This is a genomic window from Streptomyces cucumeris (assembly GCF_024295805.1).
Lineage (GTDB): Bacteria > Actinomycetota > Actinomycetes > Streptomycetales > Streptomycetaceae > Streptomyces > Streptomyces cucumeris.
In genome coordinates this window covers 1-24,461 of sequence record NZ_JANCLX010000029.1, presented here as the reverse complement: position 1 = coordinate 24,461, position 24,461 = coordinate 1, and the positions used below count along the sequence as shown (strand labels likewise).

21 protein-coding genes are annotated in these 24,461 nt (G+C 69.0%); 16 read left to right on the top strand and 5 right to left on the bottom strand.

The genetic code is table 11. The features are described 5' to 3' along the window. The first annotated feature begins 94 nt into the window (after positions 1-94). Positions 95-1,486 carry an aminotransferase class I/II-fold pyridoxal phosphate-dependent enzyme gene (locus tag NMK44_RS31500; RefSeq protein WP_254749621.1) on the top strand — a complete coding sequence of 464 codons (1,392 nt, stop codon included), beginning with the start codon at positions 95-97 and terminating at the stop codon, positions 1,484-1,486. 235 nt (positions 1,487-1,721) lie between these two features. Here the strand turns inward: NMK44_RS31500 and NMK44_RS31495 are convergent, their stop codons facing one another. The 3 genes from NMK44_RS31495 to NMK44_RS31485 all read right to left on the bottom strand — a co-directional run bounded on the left by NMK44_RS31495 (position 1,722) and on the right by NMK44_RS31485 (position 4,940). Then, the gene (locus NMK44_RS31495) at positions 1,722-2,690 is read right to left on the bottom strand and encodes an RICIN domain-containing protein (RefSeq protein ID WP_254749619.1); all 969 of its coding nucleotides are present in this window, start codon (positions 2,688-2,690) and stop codon (positions 1,722-1,724) included. 291 nt (positions 2,691-2,981) lie between these two features. Beyond that, the gene (locus NMK44_RS31490) at positions 2,982-3,902 is read right to left on the bottom strand and encodes a polysaccharide deacetylase family protein (RefSeq protein WP_254749617.1); all 921 of its coding nucleotides are present in this window, start codon (positions 3,900-3,902) and stop codon (positions 2,982-2,984) included. A 21-nt stretch (positions 3,903-3,923) separates the two neighbouring features. After that, positions 3,924-4,940: an Lrp/AsnC family transcriptional regulator gene (locus NMK44_RS31485; protein WP_254749615.1), complete on the bottom strand. Its 1,017-nt coding sequence runs from the start codon at positions 4,938-4,940 to the stop codon at positions 3,924-3,926. Between the two features lie 136 nt (positions 4,941-5,076). Here NMK44_RS31485 and NMK44_RS31480 point away from each other — a divergent pair, with 136 nt between their 5' ends. From NMK44_RS31480 to NMK44_RS31415, 14 genes are all read left to right on the top strand, one after another. Further along, positions 5,077-6,393 (top strand): MFS transporter, encoded by a 1,317-nt coding sequence (locus NMK44_RS31480; RefSeq protein WP_254749748.1) that lies wholly within the window; start codon positions 5,077-5,079, stop codon positions 6,391-6,393. After that, positions 6,390-7,187 (top strand): SDR family NAD(P)-dependent oxidoreductase, encoded by a 798-nt coding sequence (locus tag NMK44_RS31475; RefSeq protein WP_254749613.1) that lies wholly within the window; start codon positions 6,390-6,392, stop codon positions 7,185-7,187. The genes NMK44_RS31480 and NMK44_RS31475 overlap by 4 nt, the downstream gene beginning before the upstream one ends. 27 nt (positions 7,188-7,214) lie before the next feature. Continuing rightward, positions 7,215-8,279: a ketopantoate reductase family protein gene (locus tag NMK44_RS31470; RefSeq protein ID WP_254749611.1), complete on the top strand. Its 1,065-nt coding sequence runs from the start codon at positions 7,215-7,217 to the stop codon at positions 8,277-8,279. A gap of 5 nt (positions 8,280-8,284) precedes the next feature. Next, positions 8,285-9,454, top strand: coding sequence for a M20 family metallopeptidase (locus NMK44_RS31465; protein ID WP_254749609.1), 1,170 nt, complete (start codon positions 8,285-8,287; stop codon positions 9,452-9,454). A 371-nt stretch (positions 9,455-9,825) separates the two neighbouring features. After that, positions 9,826-10,884 carry a sugar ABC transporter substrate-binding protein gene (locus NMK44_RS31460; RefSeq protein WP_254749607.1) on the top strand — a complete coding sequence of 353 codons (1,059 nt, stop codon included), beginning with the start codon at positions 9,826-9,828 and terminating at the stop codon, positions 10,882-10,884. A gap of 45 nt (positions 10,885-10,929) precedes the next feature. Next, positions 10,930-12,492: a sugar ABC transporter ATP-binding protein gene (locus tag NMK44_RS31455; protein ID WP_254749605.1), complete on the top strand. Its 1,563-nt coding sequence runs from the start codon at positions 10,930-10,932 to the stop codon at positions 12,490-12,492. After that, the gene (locus NMK44_RS31450) at positions 12,485-13,528 is read left to right on the top strand and encodes an ABC transporter permease (protein WP_254749603.1); all 1,044 of its coding nucleotides are present in this window, start codon (positions 12,485-12,487) and stop codon (positions 13,526-13,528) included. Before NMK44_RS31455 ends, NMK44_RS31450 begins: the two co-directional genes overlap by 8 nt. Before the next feature lie 97 nt (positions 13,529-13,625). Beyond that, positions 13,626-14,951, top strand: a complete 1,326-nt coding sequence (locus NMK44_RS31445) for an enolase C-terminal domain-like protein (protein WP_254749601.1) — start codon at positions 13,626-13,628, stop codon at positions 14,949-14,951. Beyond that, positions 14,944-15,846 (top strand): amidohydrolase family protein, encoded by a 903-nt coding sequence (locus tag NMK44_RS31440; protein WP_254749599.1) that lies wholly within the window; start codon positions 14,944-14,946, stop codon positions 15,844-15,846. Before NMK44_RS31445 ends, NMK44_RS31440 begins: the two co-directional genes overlap by 8 nt. Next, on the top strand, positions 15,837-16,268 hold the full coding sequence (locus tag NMK44_RS31435; protein ID WP_254749597.1) for an RbsD/FucU domain-containing protein: 432 nt from the start codon (positions 15,837-15,839) through the stop codon (positions 16,266-16,268). Before NMK44_RS31440 ends, NMK44_RS31435 begins: the two co-directional genes overlap by 10 nt. An 8-nt stretch (positions 16,269-16,276) precedes the next feature. Continuing rightward, positions 16,277-17,317, top strand: coding sequence for a zinc-dependent alcohol dehydrogenase (locus NMK44_RS31430; RefSeq protein WP_254749595.1), 1,041 nt, complete (start codon positions 16,277-16,279; stop codon positions 17,315-17,317). Next, positions 17,314-18,075, top strand: coding sequence for an SDR family oxidoreductase (locus NMK44_RS31425; protein ID WP_254749593.1), 762 nt, complete (start codon positions 17,314-17,316; stop codon positions 18,073-18,075). The genes NMK44_RS31430 and NMK44_RS31425 overlap by 4 nt, the downstream gene beginning before the upstream one ends. 223 nt (positions 18,076-18,298) lie before the next feature. After that, positions 18,299-19,330 (top strand): aldo/keto reductase, encoded by a 1,032-nt coding sequence (locus tag NMK44_RS31420; RefSeq protein ID WP_254749591.1) that lies wholly within the window; start codon positions 18,299-18,301, stop codon positions 19,328-19,330. Then, a complete protein-coding gene (locus tag NMK44_RS31415) occupies positions 19,321-20,067 on the top strand; it encodes a FadR/GntR family transcriptional regulator (RefSeq protein WP_254749589.1) in 747 nt (248 codons plus the stop codon). The genes NMK44_RS31420 and NMK44_RS31415 overlap by 10 nt, the downstream gene beginning before the upstream one ends. Positions 20,068-20,142: 75 nt before the next feature. Here NMK44_RS31415 and NMK44_RS31410 read toward each other — a convergent pair whose 3' ends face one another. Beyond that, complete coding sequence (locus NMK44_RS31410; RefSeq protein WP_302888871.1) at positions 20,143-21,282, bottom strand: S1 family peptidase; 1,140 nt, start codon at positions 21,280-21,282, stop codon at positions 20,143-20,145. Positions 21,283-21,603: 321 nt separating this feature from the next. Then, positions 21,604-22,290, bottom strand: a complete 687-nt coding sequence (locus tag NMK44_RS31405; RefSeq protein ID WP_254749585.1) for a hypothetical protein — start codon at positions 22,288-22,290, stop codon at positions 21,604-21,606. A gap of 889 nt (positions 22,291-23,179) precedes the next feature. On the opposite strand from NMK44_RS31405, the gene NMK44_RS31400 reads away from it, so the two are divergent. Next, positions 23,180-24,461: S8 family serine peptidase (locus NMK44_RS31400; protein ID WP_254749583.1), on the top strand; the 1,282-nt coding region annotated here is incomplete at its 3' end.

The window sequence follows — 24,461 nt, the reverse complement described above, 5'->3', positions numbered from 1 at the left end:
GGGACAAGGTCTATTCTGTTACCGAACATAATTCTTCACCGTTGTGACCTGCTGATCCAGAGCAAGGTCGCGGGCCGGGACAGGGGGCAGCGGGATGCAGGAGAACATCGCGGACGGGGCACGGCCGACGGATCCGGGGCGGGCGGCACGCCTGGCGGACCGCATCCCGGACGCCAGCGCACGCGGTATCGCGGCGGCCATGACGGACCTCATCCGGGCCGGGGAGCTCGCACCCGGCAGCGCCCTGCCCACCGTGCGCGGACTCGCCGCCGAACTGGGTGTCAGCCCCGGCACGGTGGCGGACGCCTGGGCGATGTTGCGCAAGTACCGGATGATCACGACCCTCGGCCGCCGCGGAAGTGTCGTCACCGGCCCGCCGAGCGTCCCGCGCCCCACCCGCTACGAACGCATCGGGAACTTCGGCGACCGCCTCGCACTGGACCTGGTCCTCGCCGCCCCGGACCGGTCGCTGCTGCCTCCGCTCGACGACGCTCTCCTCGCCGGGGCACGGACCCCCCGGCTCAATGACTACTCGCGGACGGCGATCACCGATCGTCTGCTGGAAGCAGTCCAGGACACCTGGCCCTATCGACCGGACGCATGGATGGCGGTGGGTGGTGGCTACGAAGGTGTCCAGCTCCTGTGCCAGGCACTGATCGTGCCCGGCGACCGCGTCGTGGTGGAGGACCCGACAGCCGCGCGCCTCCTGGACATCCTGGAGGCACTGGACGCCCAGACCGTGCCGGTCACGTGCGACGACAAGGGGCCGCTCCCCGAATCCCTCGCCCAGGCGCTCAAAGCGCGCCCCGCGCTCTTCCTGCACCAGCCCAGGGCCCAGGTGCCCTGCGGCTGGTCCCTCGACCTGCAGCGGGCGTCCGCGCTGGCCGGGGTGCTGGAGGACGCGCCGAACGTCATCGTCGTCGAGGACGACGGCCTGGGCCCGCTCACCACCGGCCCGGCCGTCAGCATCGGCACACATCTGCCCGACCGGACGGCACTGGTCCGCTCCTACTCCAAGGCGTATGGACCCGATCTGCGGATCGCCGTGGTGGGCGGGCCGCGCGAGGTGATCGAACGGGCTCGGGTGCTGCGCACCTTCGGCACGGGATGGACCAGCCGGATCCTCCAGGACGCCCTGGCCTACCTGCTGACCGACCAGGAGACGGGCCGCCTGGTGGAGGAGGCCGGCCGCTGCTACGACGCACGCCGGGACGCCCTGGCCGAGCGCCTGGCGCAGCGAGGGGTGCCCACCGGCAACCGGGCCGGGCTCATGCTGTGGGTTCCGGTGGCGGAGGAGACCTCCGCCCTGGTCACCCTGGCCGCCCATGGCATCACCGCGTCGCCCGGCAGCCGGTTCTGCGTCTCCTCCACCCGCCCCCATCTGAAGGTCGCCACCAGCAGGCTCACACAGGAGTCCGATCTGCTCGATGAGACGGCCTCGCTGATCGCCATCGCGGCCGGAACCTCCGGCGGCCATCCGGCCTGACCGCAGAAGCGCCCACTGCTCCGGCATCATCCGCATCGGGGCCGGAACCGCGGCCGACCACCATCGAGGTGGTATCGAGCAGTTCGGCCGACACCTCACCTTGCGCATCAAAGCCACCTCGGCATGTCGAAGCCGCCATGCGTCGTCATCGACGGCCAGGAGAACGCACGGGGAAAAACGAACTGACGCCCCGTCACCTATGTGCGTCACCCACCGGCGCCACTCCCGCGCCTGATCAGTGCGGCGGCCGCTCGCGTGACCACTGCTCGTTGCTCGCCACCACACACTCCCACATCTCAATGGGGGTGCCCGGGTCGTCGAACCCGCCCGTGGCATCGACGCACAGCCCGTCCTGCCGTATGGTGCCGTCCTTCTTGAGCTGCCAGCGCTGGCGAACCCCGCCGTCGCACCGGGCGACCACGACGGGCGTACCCCATTCGCCCCGGCCTCCGGTCGCGGTCACACACATGTCGTCGAGCAGCCGCAGTTCGGTCGCGGCCGTATGGACGAACCGCTGGTTCGCCGTTCCGTAGCAGGGCCAGAGCTGCAACTGCGTCCCGTCCTCCGTGGAGGAGAAGGGATCATCGAGGCAGAGTCCCGACTTGACGCCGACGTACTGGTACGCGTACGGCGTCGTCGGTTCCGGCTCAGGCGTGTGCTTCGGCGGAGCCTTGCCGGAGCCCGGGGGCTTCGGGTCGGCACTCTTGCTCTTGGACGCCGAGGGTTGTGGCGCGGCGGGGTGGTCCGGCGAGCGGGAGGGGGCGATGGGGTGGGGCGGGGTGTCCGTGGGAGATGCGCTGGGCGCAGTGGAGCGATGCGCCGGTGGTGTCCCGTAGTAGGACGGGGAGGTGCTCGGGTCATCCCGGTTCGGCAGGAGGATGAGCGAGGACGTGATGGCGGCGCCGACCAGGATCGCGGCGCCGATCCTGGCCCGGCGGCGCCGGAAGAGGCCGAGGATGCCGCGCCTGGCGGAACTTCCGGGTGGCGGATCATCGCCACGCTCCGGGAGCGGATCCTGGTCCTCGGGCGGCGGTGTACCGCCGTGGTCGAAGGCCTCGACGACGTCCGGGTCCGGCGGGGTGGAGTCGGAGGGGAGGAAGACGGGCAGTTCGAAGGGCGAGCCCGCGTCGGCCGGGGCGCGTCTTGCTCCACAGTCTCCACGAGCAATACATGACGGGTCACCGCAAAAGGGGCATGTGGGCATCGATGGACCCTCATAGTCGGGCTTGGATCGAGCGATTCGCCAGAACAGCAGGCCGCCTCGAAATTCCTTACGATGGACGGATTTTGGACAGCGACCCGAAGCGAGAGCGACAGTAGTATACGATCCCGCATTTCTCCACAGAAGGTCCAGGGAACGGAATCCTGCCTGGTAGGCGCAGCGCCGACATCACCTCCAGACCCCAGAGCCGCCTTGGCCACGCGCCGTCACCCCATCGAGATCTGGTCAGATTGCCCTACTCCCGAGGCAGTCCCGGGGCCCGTGCGAGGCGGGTCATTCCGCGAGCCCGAGGCTGTGCCGCGCGATCTCGGCGTGGGTCGCGAACCACACCCCCGGGGTCGCCGCGAGCTCTTCGAGCAGTTCCCGCAGGATGACGATGCGGGAGCGGTGTCCGATGATGTGGGGGTGCAGGGTGAGTTGGAACAGTCCACCACTGGCCAGTGCGCCCTGGAACTCATCTCGCCAAATGCCGAGGACCGAGCGGGGCGGGGTGTAGGGGCGCAGCCCCGCGTAGCGCTCCATCACGAAGTACGGGGCGTCATCCCGTATCCATTGGACGGGTATTTCGGCGATACCGGTCGGTCGGCCCCGGTCGAGGAGCTCGTACGGATCGTCGTCGGCCATCAGTGAGGAGTCGTAGAGCAGTCCCATCTCCTCGATGATGGGGAGAGTGTGCGGTGAGAAGTCCCATGACGGGGTGCGCAGCCCGACGGGGCGCGTACCGGTGATGTGCTCCAGGGTGTCGGCCGCGCGCAGTTGCAGTTCCCGCTCGTCATCGGCGTCCAGCAGGGCGTTGCGCTCATGGATCCAGCCGTGCAGGGCGACCTCGTGCCCTTCGTCGGCATACCTGCGGGCTTCTTGGGGATGGAGCAGGGCGGACACCGCGGGCAGGTAGAAGGAGGCCGGGATCCCGAACTCCTGGAGCAGACGCAGGATGCGTGGCGCTCCGACCCTCGCGCCGTAGTGTCCTTGCGCCATTTCTCCGGGGCTGGTGATGCCGTCGCGCAGAGCGGGGGTCTCATGGTCGGAGTCGAACGACAGCGCCACCGCGACGCGGGCGCCGCCGGGCCACTGGTCCGGCAGCAGGGAGCGGCCCGCCCCGACACGTTCGGCGTGGGCTCGCCACTCCGACTCCGGCCATTGCCACGGCTGGGTTGTCTGGGCGCTGTCGGTGAAGGTGGAAGAAGGGGACACTGTCGTCCTTTCCCGTGAGGGTCAGTCGAGGGGCCGGTCGTCGGGGGCGGGCTGGTCCGCCTGGGCGGATGAAGGGACGTCGGCGAAACCGCGTTTGAGGACACGCAGCAGAACCAGCGTCTCGACACCGCGCACTCCCGGCAATGCGCCGATGGTCTCGTTGAGGAATCCGAAGATCTCCTGGTGGCGGTGCAGGGAGACCTGTGCGCAGACGTTGGCGGGGCCGGTGATCGCGGACAGATAGCGGACGTCCGGACACCGGGCGAGCTGCTGGCAGACGGTGAGCAGATGTGCGGGCTCGACGGTGAGCCACAGGTCGAACTCGATGTCGTAGCCGAGCAGTCGGGGCTCGACCAGGGTGCGGAAGCGCAGACAGCCGCGTTCGACCAGGGCCTCGGTGCGGCGCCGGGCCATCGACTCCGAGACACCGCAGAGCGACGCCAGGGCGGTGTAGGACAGCCGTCCGTTGTCGGCCAGGGCGTCCAGGATCGACCGTTCGAGCGGGGTGAACGCCTCGTGCGGCGCCGGGGGTGTGGGCTCCGGCTGCGGCAGTTCCTCCGCGAGCTGAGAGTCCCCCAGCAGATGACGGCCCCAGTCATGGACCGATGTGAAGGTGCTCATCACGAACGCCGTCTCGGTGGCGACCACTCCGGGCAGTCTGCCGAGTGTCTCGTCGATGACGGGGGTCGCGCACTCATGGGAGTCGAGGACCACTTCCGCGATCACATCCACACTGCCGGTGACCAGCGCGACGAACCGCACCTGCGGGTGCGCGGCCATGCTCTCCGCCACCTGATGACTTCGCCCCGGGGAGCAGCGCATCATCACGAACGCCGGTACACCGACTCCGCAGCGCAGCACGTCCACGACGCCGATCACCCGGGCGAGCCCCGAGTCGAACAGCCGGGTAGCGCGGCGCGCGACGGTCGACTCGCTGGTTTTCAGGACGCGGGCGATCTGTCCCCAGCTGGCGCGGGGATTGGTCTGGAGGCCGGCCAGCACCCTGGCGTCGGTCGGGTCGAGAGGGAGATCCACCATGCCGGCAGCATAGCGGCTCATCGCCGACTCTTGTAGTGATCCTTCATTTCAGCCTATGGTTTCGCAGCAACCCGTCATCCAAGGGTCTCTGAATGTCGAATGTCTGCATCGCAGCATCACAGTGAAAGGGTTGACAATGGAGGATGTCTCCCGGGCGCGCGCCGACGAAGCCGCCGCGCCCACGGATCCGACCGAGGGAAGACGCCGTATGCGCGCCACGGTCGCGGGCGTGGTCGGCAACACCGTCGAGTGGGTGGACTGGTCGATCTACGGCTACTTCGCCCCACTGTTCGCAGAATCGTTTTTCCCCTCGCAGGACAACGCCACCGACCTGCTCGCCACACTCGCGGTCTTCGCCCTGGCCTTCGTGATGCGTCCGATCGGCGCCGCCGTGCTGGGCACCTTCGCCGACCGGCACGGACGCCAGAAGGGGCTCGCGCTCACCGTCCTGCTCATGGCCGGCTCCTCGATGGTCATGGCCGTGACCCCGACCTACGCGACCATCGGGATCGCCGCGCCGCTCATCCTGGTGGTGACCCGGCTGGTGCAGGGGTTCTCAGCCGGCGGTGAGTTCGGCTCGTCCTCGGCCTTCCTCGTCGAAAGCGCGGCCCCCTCACGGCGGGCGTTCACCGGTTCCTGGCAACAGGTATCCGTGGGTGCGGGCGGACTGATCGCCGCTGCCATCGCCGCCACCATCACCACCGTGTTCGACGAACAGCAACAGGCCGCCTACGGATGGCGGATCGCCTTCGGAGTGTGCGGACTGCTCGGCGTCGTCGGACTGTGGCTGCGTACCCGGGTGGCGGAGACGGAGCAGTTCTCGCAGGCCACCCGGGAGGGCCGGGTCCGTACCAACCCCTTGCGCGTACTGCTGCGGGACCACCCGCGCGCCGCGCTGCGTGTCTTCGGCATCACCATCGCCGGCACGGTCACCTACTACGTCTGGATCGTCTACCTCGCCCAGTACGCCCAGCTCACCACCGGTCTCCCGCTGAGCCAGGCGCTGTGGGCCAACACCATCGCCCAAGGCGTCTTCATCGCCGCCCTGCCCCTCGGCGGAAAGCTCTCGGACACCTACGGACGCAAACCCACCATGCTGGCCTTCGCCATCGGCTTCGCCGTCCTGGCCTGGCCGATGCTGGAACTGCTCAGCGATGACTTCTGGGGCTTCCTCGGCCTGTCCGTCCTCGGCATGCTGCTCATCGTCGGCTACTCCGCCAACTGCGCGACCGTCATGGCCGAGCAATTCCCCGCGGAAGTACGCACGGTCGGCATCGCGCTGCCCTACGCGCTCGCGGTGGCCGTCTTCGGCGGCACCGCCCCCTACGTCACCACCTGGCTCTTCTCCCACGATCTGGAGAGCTGGGTCGCCCTCTACCTCATTGTCGCCTCCCTGATCGGCGTCGCCGTCTACGCGACCATGCCGGAGACAAAAGGCAAGGACCTCACATGAACGGCCACGCCCTGGTCACCGGAGCGGCCTCCGGTATCGGAGCCGCGATCGCCATCGACCTCGCCACCCGCGGCCGTCGCCTCACGGCCACCGACATCCGGGCCGACGGTCTCGAACAGCTACGGGAGGAAGTACTACGCCGCACCGGCACCGCACCGCACATTCGCGTCGGCGATCTGAACGACATGGACTTCCTGGAAGAACTCGTGGCCGACGCATGGGACGAACACCCGGTGGACGCCCTGGTCAACGCCGCCGGGATCTACCCCGCCCGGCCCCTGCTGGACATGACTGCGGCAGCCTGGGACCACGTCATGGCGGTCAACGTCCGCGCTCCCCTGCTGACCACCGTGGCCCTGGCGCACCACGCCGTCGCCCACGGCCGCACCCCCGCCGTCGTCAACATCACCTCCGGCGCCGCCCTGCGCGCCCGCCCCGGCGCCGCGCACTACTGCAGCTCCAAGGCGGCCCTCACGATGGCCACCAAGGCATGCGCCGTCGAACTCGGCACCCACGGCATCCGTGTCAACGCCGTCTCCCCCGGCTTCGTCACCGTCGACAGCGCCGCCAACCCCGTCACCGCCCAGTACGCCGTGGCCGTCTCCGCCAATCCCCTGGGCCGCACCGGACTGCCTCACGATCTGCTCGGGGCAGTGCGCTTCCTGCTCTCCGACGAGGCGGCCTGGGTGACCGGAGCGGTCCTGGAGGTCGACGGCGGCTCCACGGCCGGAACCACCGCCCTCCCCCTGCACTGGGCCGGTGAATCCGCCACGCAGCACCCGCCCGCCCCCTGACTCCTCCCCTCCCCGGAAGGCACTCCCGTGAACCACCCCTCCGACCTTCGCGACTACCTCGTCCTGGGTGCCGGTGCGATCGGCGGCACCCTCGCACACCACCTGGCGGCGGCCGGACATCCCGTCACCCTGGTGGACACCGACACCGAGCACATCGCGGCGATCCGCCGGGACGGCATCACCCTCACCCGCCGCGACGGCGAGCGCCGCAGCGTCCCCGTCGCCCACGCCCTGACGCCCGACGAGGCCGACGCCGCCGGCATCACAGCCCGGCGAGTTCTGCTGGCCACCAAGGGACACCACACCCGCACCGCCATGACGTGGCTGGCCCCGCATCTGGCCGAGGACGGGTTCGTGGTCTCCTGCCAGAACGGTGACAACGAACCGGTCATCGCCGAGCTCATCGGCCACCACCGAGTGGTCGGGGCGTTCGTCAACCTCTTCGCGGACGTCGTCGGCCCCGGGGTCATCCGCGACGGGGGCTCGGCGGCGTTCGTCATCGGCGAGCTCGACGGCACCCTCAGCAAACGGGTCACCGAGACCGTCACCGACCTCCGCGCCTGGGGTCCCGTCCGGCAGACCGGCAACGTGACCGGGTACCTGTGGGCCAAACACGGCTTCGCCGAAATGCTCACCACCACCGCCCTGGTCGACGCCCCCATGGCGAGCACCATCGACCGTCATCGCGGTGTCGTCACCGCCGTCGCCCGCGAGGTCAACCGCATCGCGGCCGCCGAGGGCCACCGGCTCGAACGGTTCGACGCCTACGATCCGGCCGCCTTCACCGACCGCGCCGACCCGACCACCACCCAGGCGGCCCTCGACCGGCTCGTCGCCTGGCTGACCACCATGCCCAAGGACCGCAGCGGCGTATGGCGCGATATCGCGGTGCGCGGCCGCCGCACCGAGGTCCATCTCGACCTGGAGGGGCACATCCGCCGAGCCGAGACCCACGGACTCCCCGTCCCCCTGCTGCGCCGACTGGACCAGATGCTCACCGAACTCGAAACCGGACAGCGCACCTTCGCTGACGCCAACGTCGTCGAACTGGGCCAGGCCGCGGGGACTCCGGCCGCCGCGGACCGGCGGTGACCCCGGTGAACACACCCACCCCTTCCGCGGACAGCACGGCCGTGGCCGTACACCGCTGGCTGGCCGACCACCACGGACAGCTCCTCGACGACCTCGCCGCCTGCGTAGAGCGGGAGACACCCAGCGACAACAAAGCCCTCCTCGACGAGGGGCTCACGCATGTACTGGAGTGGCTCGACGACCGCTGCGGTGGTGGCACTCTGGCCCGCGGCCACTTCGACGGCGTCCACGGCGATACGGCCGTCGTCGATCTGCCCGGTCAGCTTCCCGGCCCTCCTGTGCTCGTCCTCGCCCACTACGACACGGTCTGGCCCGAAGGCACACTCGCCCAGTGGCCGTTCACGGTCACCGGTGGGCGGGCGAGCGGACCGGGCGTCTACGACATGAAGGCCGGCCTCGTCCAAGGTGTCTGGGCCCTGCGCGCCCTGGAAGCGCTCGGCCTGCCGCGCCCCCCGGTACGGCTGCTGCTCAGCGGCGACGAGGAGATCGGCAGCCCCCTGTCCCGCGAGGTCATCGAGCGGGAGGCGGTCGGATGCCGGGCCTGCCTGGTCCTCGAGCCCAGCGCGGGCGACGGCGACCTCAAGGTCGCGCGCAAGGGCATCGCCGACTTCGACATCACCGCCCACGGCATCGAAGCCCACGCCGGCCTCGAGCCCCACCACGGCGCCTCGGCCGTCACCGCCATCGCCGAAGCAACCCTGGCCGCGAACCAGTTGGCCGACCCCTGGCGAGGCACCACCGTCAATGTCGGAGTGCTCAACGGCGGCAGCCGCCCCAATGTCATCGCCGGCCACGCCACCGCCCAGATCGACGTACGCGTCGCCGAGGAGGCCGAAGGAGACCGCGTCGAGCGTGCGCTGCGCGCCCTCTCGGCCCGCGACCCACGGATCCGGCTGACCGTGACCGGTGGCTGGAACCGCCCTGTCTTCGCCGACAACCCCGCCACCCAGAAGTTGTTTCTCAGCGCCCGGCGCATCGCCACCGCCCTCGGTGTCCGCCTGTCGGAAGCGCACGTCGGCGGCGCGAGCGACGGCAACTTCGTCGCTCCGCTCGGTGTTCCGGTGCTGGACGGGCTCGGCGCCGTAGGGGGCGGAGCCCACGCCCGCCACGAATACGTCGACGTCGACAGCCTGGCCGAGCGAGCCGCCCTCTTCGCCGGGCTGCTGTCCGCGTGACGCCCGCGGCCGGGCCAGGTCCGTGAGGTGTGGTTCTCCTGGGTTCCGCCGCTCGTCGCGGCGGGCCCGGGCACACCCACGCCCGTCCGGCTGAGACGGGGTCACCGGCGAAGTCCGGCCAGACAGCGAAACCCAACCCATCATTGATGGGAGCAATCAACCCCCGCGGGGCACCGCACTCAACCGCTCAACTCTGGCGCAAAGCGCTTGTTTACTGGGATTCCCCACGCGAAGACTGGACAGTCTCCCCTTGTGGCGTCTATACATACATCCCATCTCTCCCTGAGCCATACGCAGCTATCGCACCGGTGAACGATCCCGTTTCGGGACCAGCGCGAGGAAGACCGATGAAACTCAGAGAGGAAGCCCCGTTGAGACTCAGAAGCGCCCTCTGTCCCACCGTCTCCACGCTCTGCGCACTGGCGCTGCTCGGCGCCTGCGACTCCGGCGCCGCGGACTCATCCGGTGGCAAGCCACTGGTCGGCGTCGACTACCCGCGTTCCGACACCGACTTCTGGAACTCATACATCAACTACACGCCGCAGTACGCCAAGGAGCTCGGCCTCTCGCTCAAGACCACCAACTCGCAGAACGACGTCGCCAAACTCACCGCCGACACACAGACCTTCATCAGCCAGGGCGTCAAGGGCGTCGCGATGGCTCCACAGGACACCGCCGCCATCTCACCGGCCCTGGCACAGCTGGAAGCGAAGAAGATCCCGGTGGTCACCGTCGACACCCGCCCCGACAACGGCAAGGTCTACATGGTGATCCGCGCGGACAACCGGGCCTACGGCGAGAAGGCATGCCACTACCTCGGCACGAAGCTGGGAGGAAAGGGCAAGGTCGTCATGCTCCAGGGCGACCTCTCCTCCATCAACGGCCGTGACCGCACCGAGGCGTTCAACGACTGCATGGAGAACAACTACCCGGACATCAAGGTCTTCGGAGAGGCCACCAACTGGGATGGCGCCGTCGCCGCACAGAAGCTCCAGACCGACCTGACCGCCCACCCGGACATCAAGGGCATCTACATGCAGTCCAGCTTCGCCCTGTCCGGCACACTCCAAGTGCTCAAACAGAAGGGCTTATCGGTCGGCCCCAAGGACAAGAAGCACGTGTTCGTCGTCTCCAACGACGGCATACCGGAGGAGCTCAAGAACATCGCCGCCGGGAAGATCGACGCCACCGTCTCCCAGCCGGCCGACCTCTATGCCAAGTACGCCCTGTACTACCTGAAGGCCGCGATCGACGGGAAGACATTCAAGCCCGGCAGGACCGACCACCACAGCACGATCGTCCGGGTCCGCGACGGACTGCTGGAGGACCAGATCCCCGCCCCGCTCGTCACCGCCGACGGCGCCACCTACGGCGGCGTGCCCAGCACCAAGAGCACCGACACCTCATTGTGGGGCAACAACCCCGACTGACGCCCTTCCCGGAATCCAACGGCTCACGATTGCAAGGTGGTTGCAATGAGCGACGGGGAGCGAGCAGTCAACCTCCCACCCGCGTCGGCGGACGATGGACCGGGCCTGACGGATCCGCCCGTCGTCGAGGCGACGGGGATCGTCAAACGATTCGGCCCGACGGTGGCCCTCAGAGGCGCCCGGATCACCATCCAGCCCGGCGAGACCCACGCGCTGGTCGGCCGCAACGGCGCCGGCAAGTCGACCCTGGTGTCCGTCCTCACCGGCCTGCAGACCCCGGATCAGGGAACGGTGGCCTTCGGCGGCGATCCCGCGCCGAGGCCCTCCGACCGCGACGCCTGGCGTCGGCACGTGGCCTGCGTCTACCAGAAGTCGACGATCATCCCCACACTGACCGTCGCCGAGAACCTGTTCCTGAACCGGCACAGCCACGGCCGCACCGGACTCATCCGCTGGCCCACCATGCGCCGCCGGGCCCAGGACCTGCTGTCAGCCTGGTCCGTCGACGTCGACCCGCAGACTCCCGCCGGTGATCTCAGCGTGGAACAGCGGCAATTCGTGGAAATCGCCCGCGCACTGTCCTTCGGCGCCCGGTTCATCATCCTCGACGAGCCGACCGCCCAGCTCGACGCGGCCGCCATCAACCGGCTCTTCGACCGCATCCGCGACCTGCAGCGCCAGGGCGTGACCTTCCTGTTCATCAGCCATCACCTCCAGGAGATCTACGAGATCTGCGACATCGTGACGGTGTACCGGGACGCACAGCACATCCTGACCGCTCCCGTCGCGGAGCTGCCCCGCGCCGAACTCGTCGCCGCCATGACCGGTGAGGCGGCGGCGGACCGGCGCGAGGAACGGATGAGCACCGTCGACGACAGCACCACGGCCGCGCTGAGCGTCCGGGATCTGAGCGGCGCGGGCTACGGCGAGGTGACCCTACGGGTCGGCGCAGGCGAGATCGTCGGCCTCGCGGGAGCAGCGGGCAGCGGACGTACCGAAGTGGCGGAGACGGTCGTGGGGCTGCGGACCCCCGACACCGGCACGGTGGAGATCGCGGGCCACCCCCACCGCCCCGGCAGCGTGCCCGCCGCACTGGCCGCCGGAGCGGGGTTCGTCCCGCGGGACCGGCACCACCAGGGCTACGTTCCCGACATGTCGATCGCGGACAACGCCACACTGTCCGTACCCCGCAAACTGGGCAGGAACGGATACCTGAGCCACGGCCGCCGGGACCGGCTCGCCGAGCGCCTGATCGAGAACCTGGCCATCAAGACACCAGGCTCTGATCTCCCCGTCTCCGCACTGTCCGGAGGCAACCAGCAGAAGGTCGTCATGGCTCGCGCCCTGGCCGACGATCCCCGGCTGCTCGTTCTGATCAATCCGACAGCGGGCGTGGACGTTCGCTCCAAGGAGTTCCTCCTCGGCAAGGTGGCGGAGACCGCGGAGACCGGCACCGGAGTACTCATCGCCTCCGACGAACTCGACGACCTGCGCATGTGCGACCGGGTCCTGGTGATGTTCCAGGGCCGAGTGACCTCGGAGATCACCCGCGGCTGGCACGACCACGACCTCGTGGCCGCGATGGAAGGAGTGGACCGCAATGCCTGAGACCGTCCTCGCGGACACGCCCGCCTCCACAGCAGCCGAACCGCGGGGCAGGCAGATCACGCTGTTAGGCGGCCGGATTCCGCTGGCGCGGCTGCGCGAACTCGCGCTCATTCCCGCGATCGTGGTCATCGCGATCGTCGGCCGGATCGTGAGCCCGGTGTTCCTGCAGACGGACAACCTCATCAACGTCCTCCAGACCATGTCCGAGATCGCCCTGCTGGTCCTCGCCCAGACCATGGTCCTGATCGTCAGGAAGATGGACCTGTCACTGGAGTCCACGATGGGCCTCGCGCCCGGCGTCGCCGCCTGGCTGGTGGGGCCCACCGGCGCTGGACACGGACTCGGCCTCCTCCCCGGGGCCTGGGCCATCCCCCTCACCCTCGCCGTGGGAACCCTGATCGGAGTGGTCAACGCCCTCCTGATCATCCGCTTCGGACTCAGCGGCTTCATCGTCACCCTCGGCATGCTGATCGTCCTGCGAGGTGTCCTGACCGGCATCTCCGGTGGCCAGACCTTCTTCCAACTGCCGCAGTCGATGCTCTACCCGGGCACCGCCGAATGGTTCGGGATACCCGCCTCCATCTGGATCTGCCTGGTGCTGTTCACCGTCGCCATCGTCGTCCTCGGCTGGACCGGCTTCGGGCGCTCGCTGTACGCCATCGGCGGCAACGTCGACGCCGCGAAGGCCGCCGGCATCCGCACCGACCGCGTGCTGTGGATCGTGATCGTCTCCGGCAGCATGCTCGCGGCCCTCGCCGGACTCCTGTTGTCGGGACGGCTGGCCTCAGTGGCCTCCGCGCAGGGCAACGGCTACATCTTCACCGTCTTCGCCGCCGCCGTGATCGGCGGGATCAGCCTCAGCGGCGGCAAGGGCACCATGTTCGGCGCGTTCTGCGGCATCCTGCTGCTCTTCATGATCCAGAACGTACTCACCCTCGCGGGAGTCCCCGCCCAGTGGACCGGCGCCCTCAACGGCCTGATCATCCTGGTCGCCCTGACCATCTCACGCGTCACGGGCGGCAAGGTCCAAGAGTGAACCGGGCGACCACCGTCGCGCCCGGAGATCCCTCGCCACTGTCTCCATCCCTTCGCAGGGGGCCATGTTCCCGCCTGCTGTCACAGGAGTTGCTGTCATGTCTTCTGCTGTGTCTCCATCGGCCCGGATCACCGCCCTGGACGTTCTGGACGTACGTTTCCCGACATCCGAACACCTCGATGGCTCGGACGCGATGAACCCCGAGCCCGACTATTCCGCCGCCTATGTCGTCCTGCGCACCGACGCCGACGACGGGTTGGAGGGCCACGCCCTGGCCTTCACCACCGGCCGTGGCAATGACGTGCAGGCCGCGGCCATCGCGGCCCTCGCCCCGCATGTCGTGGGCCTGCCCGTCGAAGAGGTCTGCGACGACCTCGGAGCGTTCTCCCGCTCACTCGTCCACGATCCCCAACTACGCTGGCTGGGCCCGGAGAAAGGCGCCATCCACATGGCCACCGGAGCGGTCGTGAACGCGGCCTGGGACCTGGCGGCCAAACGCGCGGGCAAGCCCGTGTGGCGGTTCCTGTGCGAGATGGCGCCGGAGGAACTGGTCGCCCAGGTCGACTTCCGCTGGCTCAGCGATGCCCTCACCCCGGAGGAAGCGCTGGAGATCCTGCGCCACGCCGAATCGGGCCGTGACGAGCGGATCGCCCGGCTGCTGAAACGCGGCTACCCCGCATACACCACCACGCCCGGCTGGCTCGGCTACTCCGACGAGAAGCTGGCCCGCCTGGCCCTGGAGGCCGTCGCGGATGGCTTCACCCAGATCAAGCTGAAGGTCGGCGCCTGTCTGGAGGATGACATCAGACGCATGCGCATCGCCCGCGAGTCGGTCGGCGACGGCATCCGCATCGCCGTGGACGCCAACCAGAGCTGGGACATCCGCCCCGCGATCGACTGGATGCGCACACTGGCCCCCTACCGGCCGTACTGGATCGAGGAACCCACCTCACCCGACGACATCCTCGGCCACGCCGCCATCCGCGACGCCCTCACCCCTATCAAGATTGCCACAGGCGAGCACATCGCCAACCGGATCGTCTTCAAGCAACTCCTCCAGGCCGGTGCGGTGGACATCGTGCAGATCGACTCCGCACGGGTCGGCGGGGTCAACGAGAACATCGCGATCCTGCTGCTCGCCGCCAAGTTCGGGACACCGGTCTGCCCGCACGCCGGTGGGGTGGGCCTGTGCGAAATGGTGCAGCACCTGTCGATGTTCGACTACATCGCCGTCTCCGGCACGGTCGAGGACCGCGTCATCGAGTACGTCGACCACCTGCACGAGCACTTCGTCGACCCGGTGCGCATCGCCGACGGCCACTACCTGGCGCCGACCCGACCCGGTCTGAGCGCACAGATGCGACCCGAGTCCCTCAAGAACCACACCTACCCCGACGGCCCGGTCTGGTCCGCCCGTGGCTGACCTCTCGCGCCTGGTCGACGCCCACCACCACGTGTGGAACCTCGATCACCGTCCCCAGCCCTGGCTGGATGAGCCCGGCCACGCGCCCATCCGCCGCAGCTTCGGCCCGGACGACCTCCGATCGGCCGCGTCCCGGTGGGTAGCCGGACGGCGGCTCGACACCACGGTGCTCGTCCAATGCGTGGCCTCGGTGGCAGAGACCCGGGAACTGCTCGCCCTGGCCGCCCGGGACACGCTGATCGGCGCCGTCGTCGGCTGGGCGGATCTGGCCTCCCCGGCGATCGGTGACACCCTGGACGGACTGCGCGCCGGGCCCGGCGGGAGGTACCTGCGGGCCGTGCGCCATATCGTCCAGGAGGAGCCGGACCCTGAGTGGCTGCAACGCCCCGCCGTGGAATCGGGGCTACGGGCCGCACTCGGCCGTGGCCTCGGCTACGACATCCTGATCCGCCATCACCAGTTCGGCCAGGCCATCAGTCTGGCCGAGCGGCTCCCGGAGCTCCCGCTCGTCCTGGACCACGCAGGAAAGCCACCCCTCGTCCATGGAGAACTCGGAGAGTGGGAGCGGCGGATCCGGCGGCTTGCCGTATATCCGCAGGTCCGGTGCAAGGTGTCCGGGCTGGTCACCGAGGCCGACCACCAGCGGTGGACCCTCACCGACATCCGGCCGGTGTGGGAGGTTCTGCTCTCCTCCTTCGGACCCGAACGGCTGATGTTCGGTTCGGACTGGCCCGTCTGCGTCCTCGCGGGCGGCTGGAACCGCTGGGCCGCCACCGTCGAGAAACTCCTCACCCACTGCTCCCCCGACGAGACCGAGGCGATCCTCACCGGCACCGCGACCGCCTTCTACCGCCTGGGGCGAGCCGCTGCGAAAGGGGAAACACCGTGCTCCTGACCGAACTGCTGCACCCCGGGATCCTCGAGTCCCTCGCCGGCTCCGGCCACGGAGCCCGCGTGCTGCTCGCCGACGGCCACTACCCCGCCAGCACCGCCATCGGGGAACGCTCCAGAACCGTCCACCTCAATCTCGCCCCGGGCCTCCTCGACGTCACCACCGTCCTCGACGTCCTGCTGCGGGTACTGCCCGTGGAGTCGGCCCAGGCCATGGTGGGGCCCGCGGGCGAACCGGAGCCGCCCGCCCTCGCCGAATACCGCTCACTGCTCGGGGCTGTCCCCCTCACAACGCTCGGCCGGTTCGCGTTCTACGACGCCGCCCGGTCCCCCGACCTGGCGCTGGCGATCGTCACCGCCGACCTCCGCACCTACGCCAACCTGCTGCTGACCATCGGTGTCCGCGGCCACGTCGAAGGGACCTGACCCACACCATGGCATTCGCAGTCCGCTACACCGGCGCCCGGACCCTGGACACGGCCCCCGCGCTCAGCTCCCCGCCCGGCCCCGGCGAGGTCCAGCTGGCCCCCGCCTATGTCGGCATCTGCGGCACCGATCTGCACATCTTCCACGGCGACATGGATGCCCGGGTCAGTACGCCCACCGTCATCGGGCACGAGATGTCCGGTCGCGTGGTGCGCGTCGGCCCGGACGTGGCGGGCTGGCGGCCCGGTGACGCGGTCACGGTGATGCCGCTGCGCTGGGACGGCACCTGCCCTGCCTGCCGGGCCGACCACCGGCACATCTGCCACCGCCTCGACTTCATCGGCATCGACTCGCCGGGCGCGATGCAGCAGCGCTGGAACGTGCCCGTCTCCACTCTGATCCGGGTGCCGGAGTACCTCCCGCTCCGGCGGGCCGCGCTGGTCGAGCCCACGGCCGTGGCCGTGCACGACGTCGACCGGGCCGCCGTGCGGGACGGCGAGCGGGTCGTCGTGGTCGGCGGCGGCCCCGTCGGCATCCTGATCGCGCTGGTCGCGCGCGCGGCCGGGGCCGAGGTCCGCGTGGTGGAGCCCAGTGCCCATCGCCGTCTGCTGGCCGATGAGTTGAGACTGACCTCCTGGAATCCGGACACGGACGACATCCCCGAGCTGGTCCGGCAGTGGACGGCCGGGGCGGGTGCGGACGTCGCCTTCGAGGTGTCCGGCGCCGCGGCCGGAGTGAACACGGCGGTCGAGGTACTGCGCGTCCGCGGCCGGATGTGCCTGGTGGCCATCCATCCACAGCCCCGTGAGGTGAACCTCCACCGCTTCTTCTGGCGTGAACTCACCCTCGTCGGCGCCCGGTTGTACGACCGCGCCGACTTCGAGACGGCAGTATCGCTCGTCACGGACGGCACGGTGCCCGTCGAGCGGCTGATCAGCAGGGTCGTTCCGCTGGCCCAGGCGTCCACCGCCTTCGAGGCCCTGGAGGGCGGCAACGTGATGAAGGTCCTCGTGGACTGCACTGACGGAGCGCCGGGAGCGAGCGCGTGAACGCCTTCGACCTCACTGGGAAACTGGCCGTCGTCACCGGTGCCCGCCGAGGCATCGGACGGGCCATGGCCCGCGCGCTCGCCCAGGCCGGCGCGGACATCATCGGCGTCAGCGCCACGCTGGAGGAGTCCGTCAGCGCGGTGGAGAAGGACGTCGTCACCGCGGGCCGTACCTTCGAGGCAATCCGCACCGACTTCGCCGACCCCGAGGCCGTACGTTCCCTCGGGACGGACCTCGCGGGGCGTGAACGGCCGGTGGACATCCTGGTCAACAACGCGGGCACCATTCGCCGCGCCCCGGCCGTAGAACACTCGGACGCCGACTGGGAGCTGGTGCTCCAAGTCGACCTCAGCGCACAGTTCGCACTGACACGCGCGATCGGCGCGCTGATGGTGGCGCGCGGCAAGGGAAAGATCCTCTTTGTGGCGTCGCTGCTCAGCTTCCAGGGCGGCATCACCGTCCCCGGCTACGCTGCCGCCAAACACGGCATCGTCGGCCTGACCAAGGCCCTGGCCAATGAGTGGGCCCCACATGGAGTCAACGTCAACGCCATCGCACCCGGCTACATCGCGACCGACAACACCCAAGCGCTGCGGAACGATCCAGACCGCAGCCGGGCCATCCTGGACCGCATTCCGGCCGGGCGGTGGGGCTGCGCCGACGATCTCGCGGGCGCCGCGGTGTTCCTGGCCTCGGACGCCGCGGCGTACATCCATGGCACCATCCTGCCCGTCGACGGCGGATGGATGGGCCGATGACCGTGTCAGCGCGACCATCCGCTCCACCTCGGGCACGGGCCCGCTCCCCGGCGGTCTCGCGGCCACCGTGCTCACCCTGGAGCAGTCCGGTGGGCGCCCGGGACCCGGCCGGGACGCACCCCAGCGCCGCACACGTCCGACCGCGGTGACCGGCCCGGAGCGCCCCCGCTCTCGGCGCTGGACGGCTCCTCCTGCCCGGCCCGCCACCTCTCAGGAGCTCCCTTTGCGGCATCGGAAGATCACGAACACCGACGTCAAGCTCACCGAACTCGGTTTCGGGGCCGCCCCTATCGGCAACCTGTACCAGGTCACCCCGGCCGACGAGGCGGCGGCCGCGATCGGCACCGCCTGGGACGCGGGCATGCGCTACTTCGACACCGCCCCCCACTACGGGCTGGGCCTCGCCGAGCGGCGTCTGGGCGCCGCCCTGCGCGACCGCCCCCGCGAGCACTACGTGGTGTCCTCCAAGGTGGGCCGACTGCTCGTGCTCAACGAGCGGCCGCGTGGTGTCGACAGCGAGGGCTTCGTCGTCCATGACGACCAGCGCCGTCAGTGGGACTTCAGCCGGGACGGCGTCCTGCGCTCCCTCGAGGAGACCCTGGAGCGCACCGGCCTCGATCGCCTCGACATCGTCTACGTCCACGATCCCGACGACCACTGGAAGCAGGCTGCCGAGGAGGCGCTGCCCACCCTCGCGGAGCTGCGCGACAACGGTGTGATCGGAGCGATCGGCGCCGGTATGAACCAGTCGGCGATGCTCGCCCGCTTCCTGCGCGAGACCGCCGCGGACGTGGTGATGCTCGCCGGACGCTACACCCTCCTCGATCAGTCGGCCCTGGACGACGTCCTGCCCGCCGCACAGGAACACGGCAAGAGTGTGGTGGCCGTCGGCGTGTTCAACTCGGGCCTGCTCGCCTGTGACCGGCCCGCGCTGGGCATGAAGTACGACTACGAGGACGCCCCCGCCGCCCTGGTCGCCCGGGCACGAGCCATCGCGGAGATCTGCGAGGAGCACTCCACGCCCCTGCCCGCGGCAGCGATCGCATTCCCGTTCAGCCATCCCCGTATCATCAACGTCACCCTGGGCATGCGGAGCCCGGAACAGGTCAGGCGCAACACCGAGCTCCACCGTCGGCCCATCCCCCAGGGACTGTGGGACGATCTCCGCGCACACGGCCTGATCAGGCCGGACGTACCTGCGCCGAGCAGCGCGGAGGACGCCCACGGAGAGGGAAGGGATCCGCGTTGGCGCTGACCGACAAGGCCATAGAACAGATCCGTGAGCTGATCCGCACCGGCGCGCTGCCACCGGGCTCGAAGCTGCCGCCGGAAGCGGAGCTGGCGGCGCAGCTCGGCCTGTCCCGCAACCTCGCCCGCGAGGCGGTCAAGGCGCTGGCCGTGGCCCGGGTGCTGGATGTCCGACGGGGTGACGGCACTTATGTCACCAGTCTCCAGCCGAGTGTGCTTCTCGAGGGCCTCGGCGGCGCGGTGGAACTGCTCCAGAGCGACGCGACGGCCCTGGTGGATCTGATGGAGGTACGCCGCCTCCTGGAACCGGCCGCCACCGCGCTGGCGGCCACCCGTATCTCCGACGACCAGTTGGCCGAAGTGAAGCAGCATCTGGACGCCATGCGCGAGGCCCGTGACGACATCGAGCGACTCAACGCACACGACGCGGCCTTCCACCGCGCCATCATCTCGGCCACCGACAACGAGACCCTGCTGACCCTGCTCGAGGGCATCTCCAGCCGCACCCTGCGCGCCCGCATCTGGCGCGGCATCGCCGACACCCACGCCGCGGCCAGGACGCTCGTGGAGCACGAGGCGATCTTCGAGGCTCTGTCGGCCCGCGATCCCTCACTGAGCCAAGCCGCGGCGCTGCTGCATGTGAGCCACACCGAACAGTGGCTCCGGGAACACCTGGAGGCCGCGGCCAGCCTGCAGAACCTTGCGACGGCCCGCGAGAAGCCGGCTGACCGCGCGGTGCGGTAGTCGGGAGACCCCGAAGGGCCCACGGCCTTCAGCCGTGGGCCCCGGGGACGAACCGCTGTGCCAATCCGAAGTGGATCAGCGGGTGTTGAGCGAGAGGCCGTAGTGCCTCAACGTGTCATCCAGGGGCTGGAAGAAGGACGACTTCCCGCTGGAGCCGTCGCACTGCTGGTCCTGCGGACCGCCGGAGGTCATTCCCTGGGCCTGGTTGCCGGAGATGTACGCGCCGCCGCTGTCACCGCCTTCCGTGCACACGGTGGAGCTGGCCAGTCCCTTGACGGTGGTCTGGGGGCCGCCGTGGGGATCGTCGTACGTGACGGTGACGTTGTACGACTTGACCTTCCCGCAGGTCCAGCCGGTGGTCTGGCCTTCCTTGCACATCGCGGCACCGGACGAAGCCCGCTTGCTGCCGCGGACGTCCTTGCCATGCACCTTGGTCTCGATCTTGACGCCCTTGTCCAGCTTGGCAATGCCCATGTCGACACTGTTCTGGCCCTTGTGGAACCGGGTGTTGGTCGCCTTGGCGAAGTGATTGCCTTCGTAGGTCAGGTCCGGAAGTCCCTCCAGACAGTGACCGGCGGAGACCAGGAACTGCTTGCCGGAGCGGTCGCGGGCGCCGTAACCCACGGAGCAGACGCCGCCGCCCACGTCCATGCTGTGGCCCGGGGTGACGTTCTGCTGGGCGACCAAGGTTGACTTCTCGTTCACGACCTTGACGGCGCTTCCGTACGTCTTCGCCTTCTTGAGGAAGGCGCGGGCGGCGGGCGTGCTGTCGTCGCTGACGGTGACAGTGACAGTGTCCGTGGCCAGGTCGACCGCCCAGGAGTTGACCCCGGCGGGGACGCGCTGGGCGGCGGCGCTGTCGAGGGCGGCCATCACCTTGTCCAGGCGCTCCTGGCCGCGCTCGGGCACCCGGGCGGTGAGCCCGGCATCCCTGACCTTGGCGGCTGCGGCCTCGTCGGCCACATTGACGGTGAGCTTGCCGTCGTTGTCGAAGTAGGCGCCGAGCGTGCGGAGGTCACCGTCCAGCCGCTCCAGGCTCTTCTGCTGCTTGCTCTCGCTGTCCAGACGCTCAACCGCCTTGCCCTCGCTGACGCCGAGCGACTTCGCCAGAGCCTTCACCATGCCGGCGTCGTACTGCGCGGCGGACGTGGGGGTGGGAGAGGGGCTCTGATCGGGAGAGGCGTTGGCGGCCGAGAGGCCGACGGCGGAGGCCATGGCAATGCCCGCGATGCCGGCTGCGATCGATATTCGAGTTGGGGACACGTGGAGTCCTTTGCCGAGGCAGGCGTGAGCGCCCGCGTGAGATGGGGGGAGCCACGGACGGAACACACCAAGGGGCGATGGCCCGGCAAAGCCATCGACCTCACGTCCGGGTGCCGCCTATGCCACCACAGAGGCGGCGCATGGTCAACACAAAGACTTCACAAGGCTGCTGCTGGGTCATCGACTTGGGCGGCCATCAAATGTGCCCCACATCACCAAGCGCAGCGCGGAAAACGTTCCGCTCCCCCGACAGGAGCGGGCAGAGGTGCATGTCTACCTGCTGCCGCTGCCGTCGCTCAGGCGATTGCCGTTGTCGTTCCCGTTGCCGTTCCCGTTGTTCAGCCCATCTCCGTTCCCGTTGCCATTGCCGTTGCCGTTGCCGTTCCTGTTAAACGCCCCGTCCCCGATCATCCCGTTCCCGTTCTCGTTCCCGTTTCCGTTTCCGTTGTCCTGGCCGTTCCCATTTCCGTTCTCGTTCCCGTTCTCGTTTCCGTTGTCCGAGTCGGCGTCGGCGTCGGCGTCGGCACTGGGCTCGACGTCGCTGGGGCTGGGTTCAGCGCTGGGCCCGGCCTCGCTGATCGCCTCAGCGGATTGGTCGACGTCCGTAACGCCGGTCGCGCCAGGTGTCTCCTCTGCTTCTCCGTCCGTCTCCACGGTGCACAGCACCTTGGGTTCCAGCTCCTTGGCTTGCCCGGACTGCTCGGTGAGCGCCGGGAGGTACCGCCGGATCAGGGCCAATCGCTCGTTCTGCAGGGGCGTCAACAGCCGCTCCTGGACCCAGGCCGCGTTCTGGCGGACGCGTTCGCTGTTGGCGCTGGCGAGCTTCTGATACTTGGCGATGGCCTGGGCATCCGCTGCGGCCAGATCCCCTGTCCGCGCCTGTCCAGGCTCAAGGAAACCGAGGACGGTTCGGCCGACATCGGGGCATTTGAGCGTGGCCGCCTGCCGGTTGCCGGGCACTTCATCGCGATGGGCCGGGCTGGATGCGCTGGCCGTCCCCTCTGTTTCAGATGCACGAAGACCGAGTGCCAACAGGCCACTCCCACAAAGGATCACGGCGGCTGTCGCCGTCATGACGCGTCGGCCGGCCAGGGTGGGATGTTGTCTGGATCTGCGTCCCATGTAACTCCAATCCGGGAAGTGTCCTGCTCTTCCATACGGTGGGGAAGGATGCCGTGTTCATCCCTGAGAAGACCCGTTCCTCCCGGGTCTCGAGCGCCCCCCTTCGTCCCCTCGCAACCGGTCCACGGGGCAGCGGCGCGCCGACGGAAGTAAAGCAATCGCAAAGTGACGGGATGTCCAAGTGCGCGGAGCGGTCATGAAAGCGACCGGGAAGGCCGGGAAGGCGGTCGGACCGGGTCCAGGGCCGGCGCGGCAGCGCCAGGGGTTAGATGAAACGCCCGCGCCGGCCCACCGCAGACGCAACTTCACCCGTCGAGGAGTCCCGTTGCATATGAGGTACCCGTCCCCCTGACCACAAGGCAGCGGCGAACACGTCCGCCGCAGCACCGCCGCATAGATCCTCGTAGGGGATTTCGCACCGGCACCACTTTCACGGAACAGGTGAGTCGATCGACGCGGCCGTAAAAAGCTGCTTCGCCATGCCATGGCTTTACCCTGCCTTGCGACGCAATTGGGTGATGCCTTCACGCGTGATGCCAAGTGAAATCGATTTCGAGGCAGCTTGATTGACTACCCATAATTTTCCAAAGAAACCTTGCGGTATCGATCTGGTCCGGGTAGACAGTGACCCCACCCCAACCACTTCTCATTCGTCGGACGGGGTTCCCATTCCTTGTCGGCACAGGTGATTACTGAATGCCGAAAACCACATTCCCACGGAGGAAGTGTGAAACGCGTAGGGATACTTGTCGGTCTGTCGGCGGTGGCCGCGGGCATCAGTGTGGCCCCCGGTATGGGCGCCACCCAGCAGCCCGCGCAGCGCCCCGGTGACTACATCGTCGTCCTCAAGGACTCCGCGGCGGCCGACCCCACGTCGGTCGTCGAGGGGATGAACGGTGTGAGCGTGGCTTCGGTCTACCGCTCGACCGTCCAGGGTTTCTCGGCGAAGCTCACCCCCGAGGCGGTGCACGCGCTGCGTACCGACCCCAAGGTGGCGTATGTCGAGCGTGATGGCGTGGGGCGCGCACCTGTCGAGAAGGCTGATCGTCCCGGGTCGGAGGCTGTTGCGGGTCAGCAGTTGCCCAACGGTGTGAAGCGTGTCGGGGCCACCCAGAACAAGGCGCTGAAGATCGGTGATGGTGTCGATCAGCGGGTGGACGTGGACGTGGCGGTCCTGGACACCGGGATCGACAAGAGCCACCCGGACCTCAACGTCGTGCGTTCGGTGAACTGCAGCGGCGTCCAGGAGTGCGAGGACAACTCCGGTGCGGACGGTGACGGCCATGGCAGCAATGTCGCCGGTGTGATCGGTGGGCTGGACAACAAGACCGGCTACACCGGTGTCGCTCCGGGTGCCCGGCTGTGGTCCCTGAAGATCCTCAACGATGAGGGCTCCGGCAGTTCCTCGGAGCTCGTCGCAGGGCTGGACTGGGTCACGGCCCACGCCGACAAGATCGAAGTGGCCAACATCAGCGCGGGCTACGACGACAGCTCCAACGCGGTCAAGGACGCCGTCGACCGGGCCGTCGCCAAGGGCATCGTGGTGGTGGTGTCCGCCGGAAACGAGCGCAAGGACGTCAAGGACGCCAAGTACCACACCCCGGCCGATGTCCCCGACGCCATCACGGTCTCCGCGCTCAGCGACGGTGACGGAAAGCCGGGCGGCAAGGGCTCGTTCGGCTGGTGCAACAAGAAGAACCGCAACAAGGACGACTCGCTGTGGATCGACCACGTCAACGGTGGCGGCAGCGACTTCGGCCCCGGCGTGGACATCGCCGCTCCCGGTGACTGCATCCAGTCCACCTTCAAGAACGGCGAGTACTCCAACTACAGCGGTACCTCCCAGGCCGCCCCGCATGTGGCGGGCGCCGCGGCCTGGCTGGCCAGCGGTGACCACAAGCCGAAGAACCGCCAGGACGTGATGGCCATCCGCGCCGCCATCCTCAAGGCGGGCAACTCCGGCTGGACCGACAACTCCGGCGACGGAGTCAAGGAACCCCTCCTCGACC

Bases quoted from the DNA above. Each gene is read 5' to 3' on its own strand.
- NMK44_RS31430 (WP_254749595.1), top strand. From the start codon at position 16,277: ATGGCATTCGCAGTCCGCTACACCGGCGCCCGGACCCTGGACACGGCC.
- NMK44_RS31455 (WP_254749605.1), top strand. From the start codon at position 10,930: ATGAGCGACGGGGAGCGAGCAGTCAACCTCCCACCCGCGTCGGCGGAC.
- NMK44_RS31410 (WP_302888871.1), bottom strand. From the start codon at position 21,282: ATGGCCTCCGCCGTCGGCCTCTCGGCCGCCAACGCCTCTCCCGATCAG.
- NMK44_RS31445 (WP_254749601.1), top strand. From the start codon at position 13,626: ATGTCTTCTGCTGTGTCTCCATCGGCCCGGATCACCGCCCTGGACGTT.
- NMK44_RS31485 (WP_254749615.1), bottom strand. From the start codon at position 4,940: ATGGTGGATCTCCCTCTCGACCCGACCGACGCCAGGGTGCTGGCCGGC.
- NMK44_RS31495 (WP_254749619.1), bottom strand. From the start codon at position 2,690: ATGCCCACATGCCCCTTTTGCGGTGACCCGTCATGTATTGCTCGTGGA.
- NMK44_RS31450 (WP_254749603.1), top strand. From the start codon at position 12,485: ATGCCTGAGACCGTCCTCGCGGACACGCCCGCCTCCACAGCAGCCGAA.
- NMK44_RS31500 (WP_254749621.1), top strand. From the start codon at position 95: ATGCAGGAGAACATCGCGGACGGGGCACGGCCGACGGATCCGGGGCGG.
- NMK44_RS31480 (WP_254749748.1), top strand. From the start codon at position 5,077: ATGGAGGATGTCTCCCGGGCGCGCGCCGACGAAGCCGCCGCGCCCACG.
- NMK44_RS31475 (WP_254749613.1), top strand. From the start codon at position 6,390: ATGAACGGCCACGCCCTGGTCACCGGAGCGGCCTCCGGTATCGGAGCC.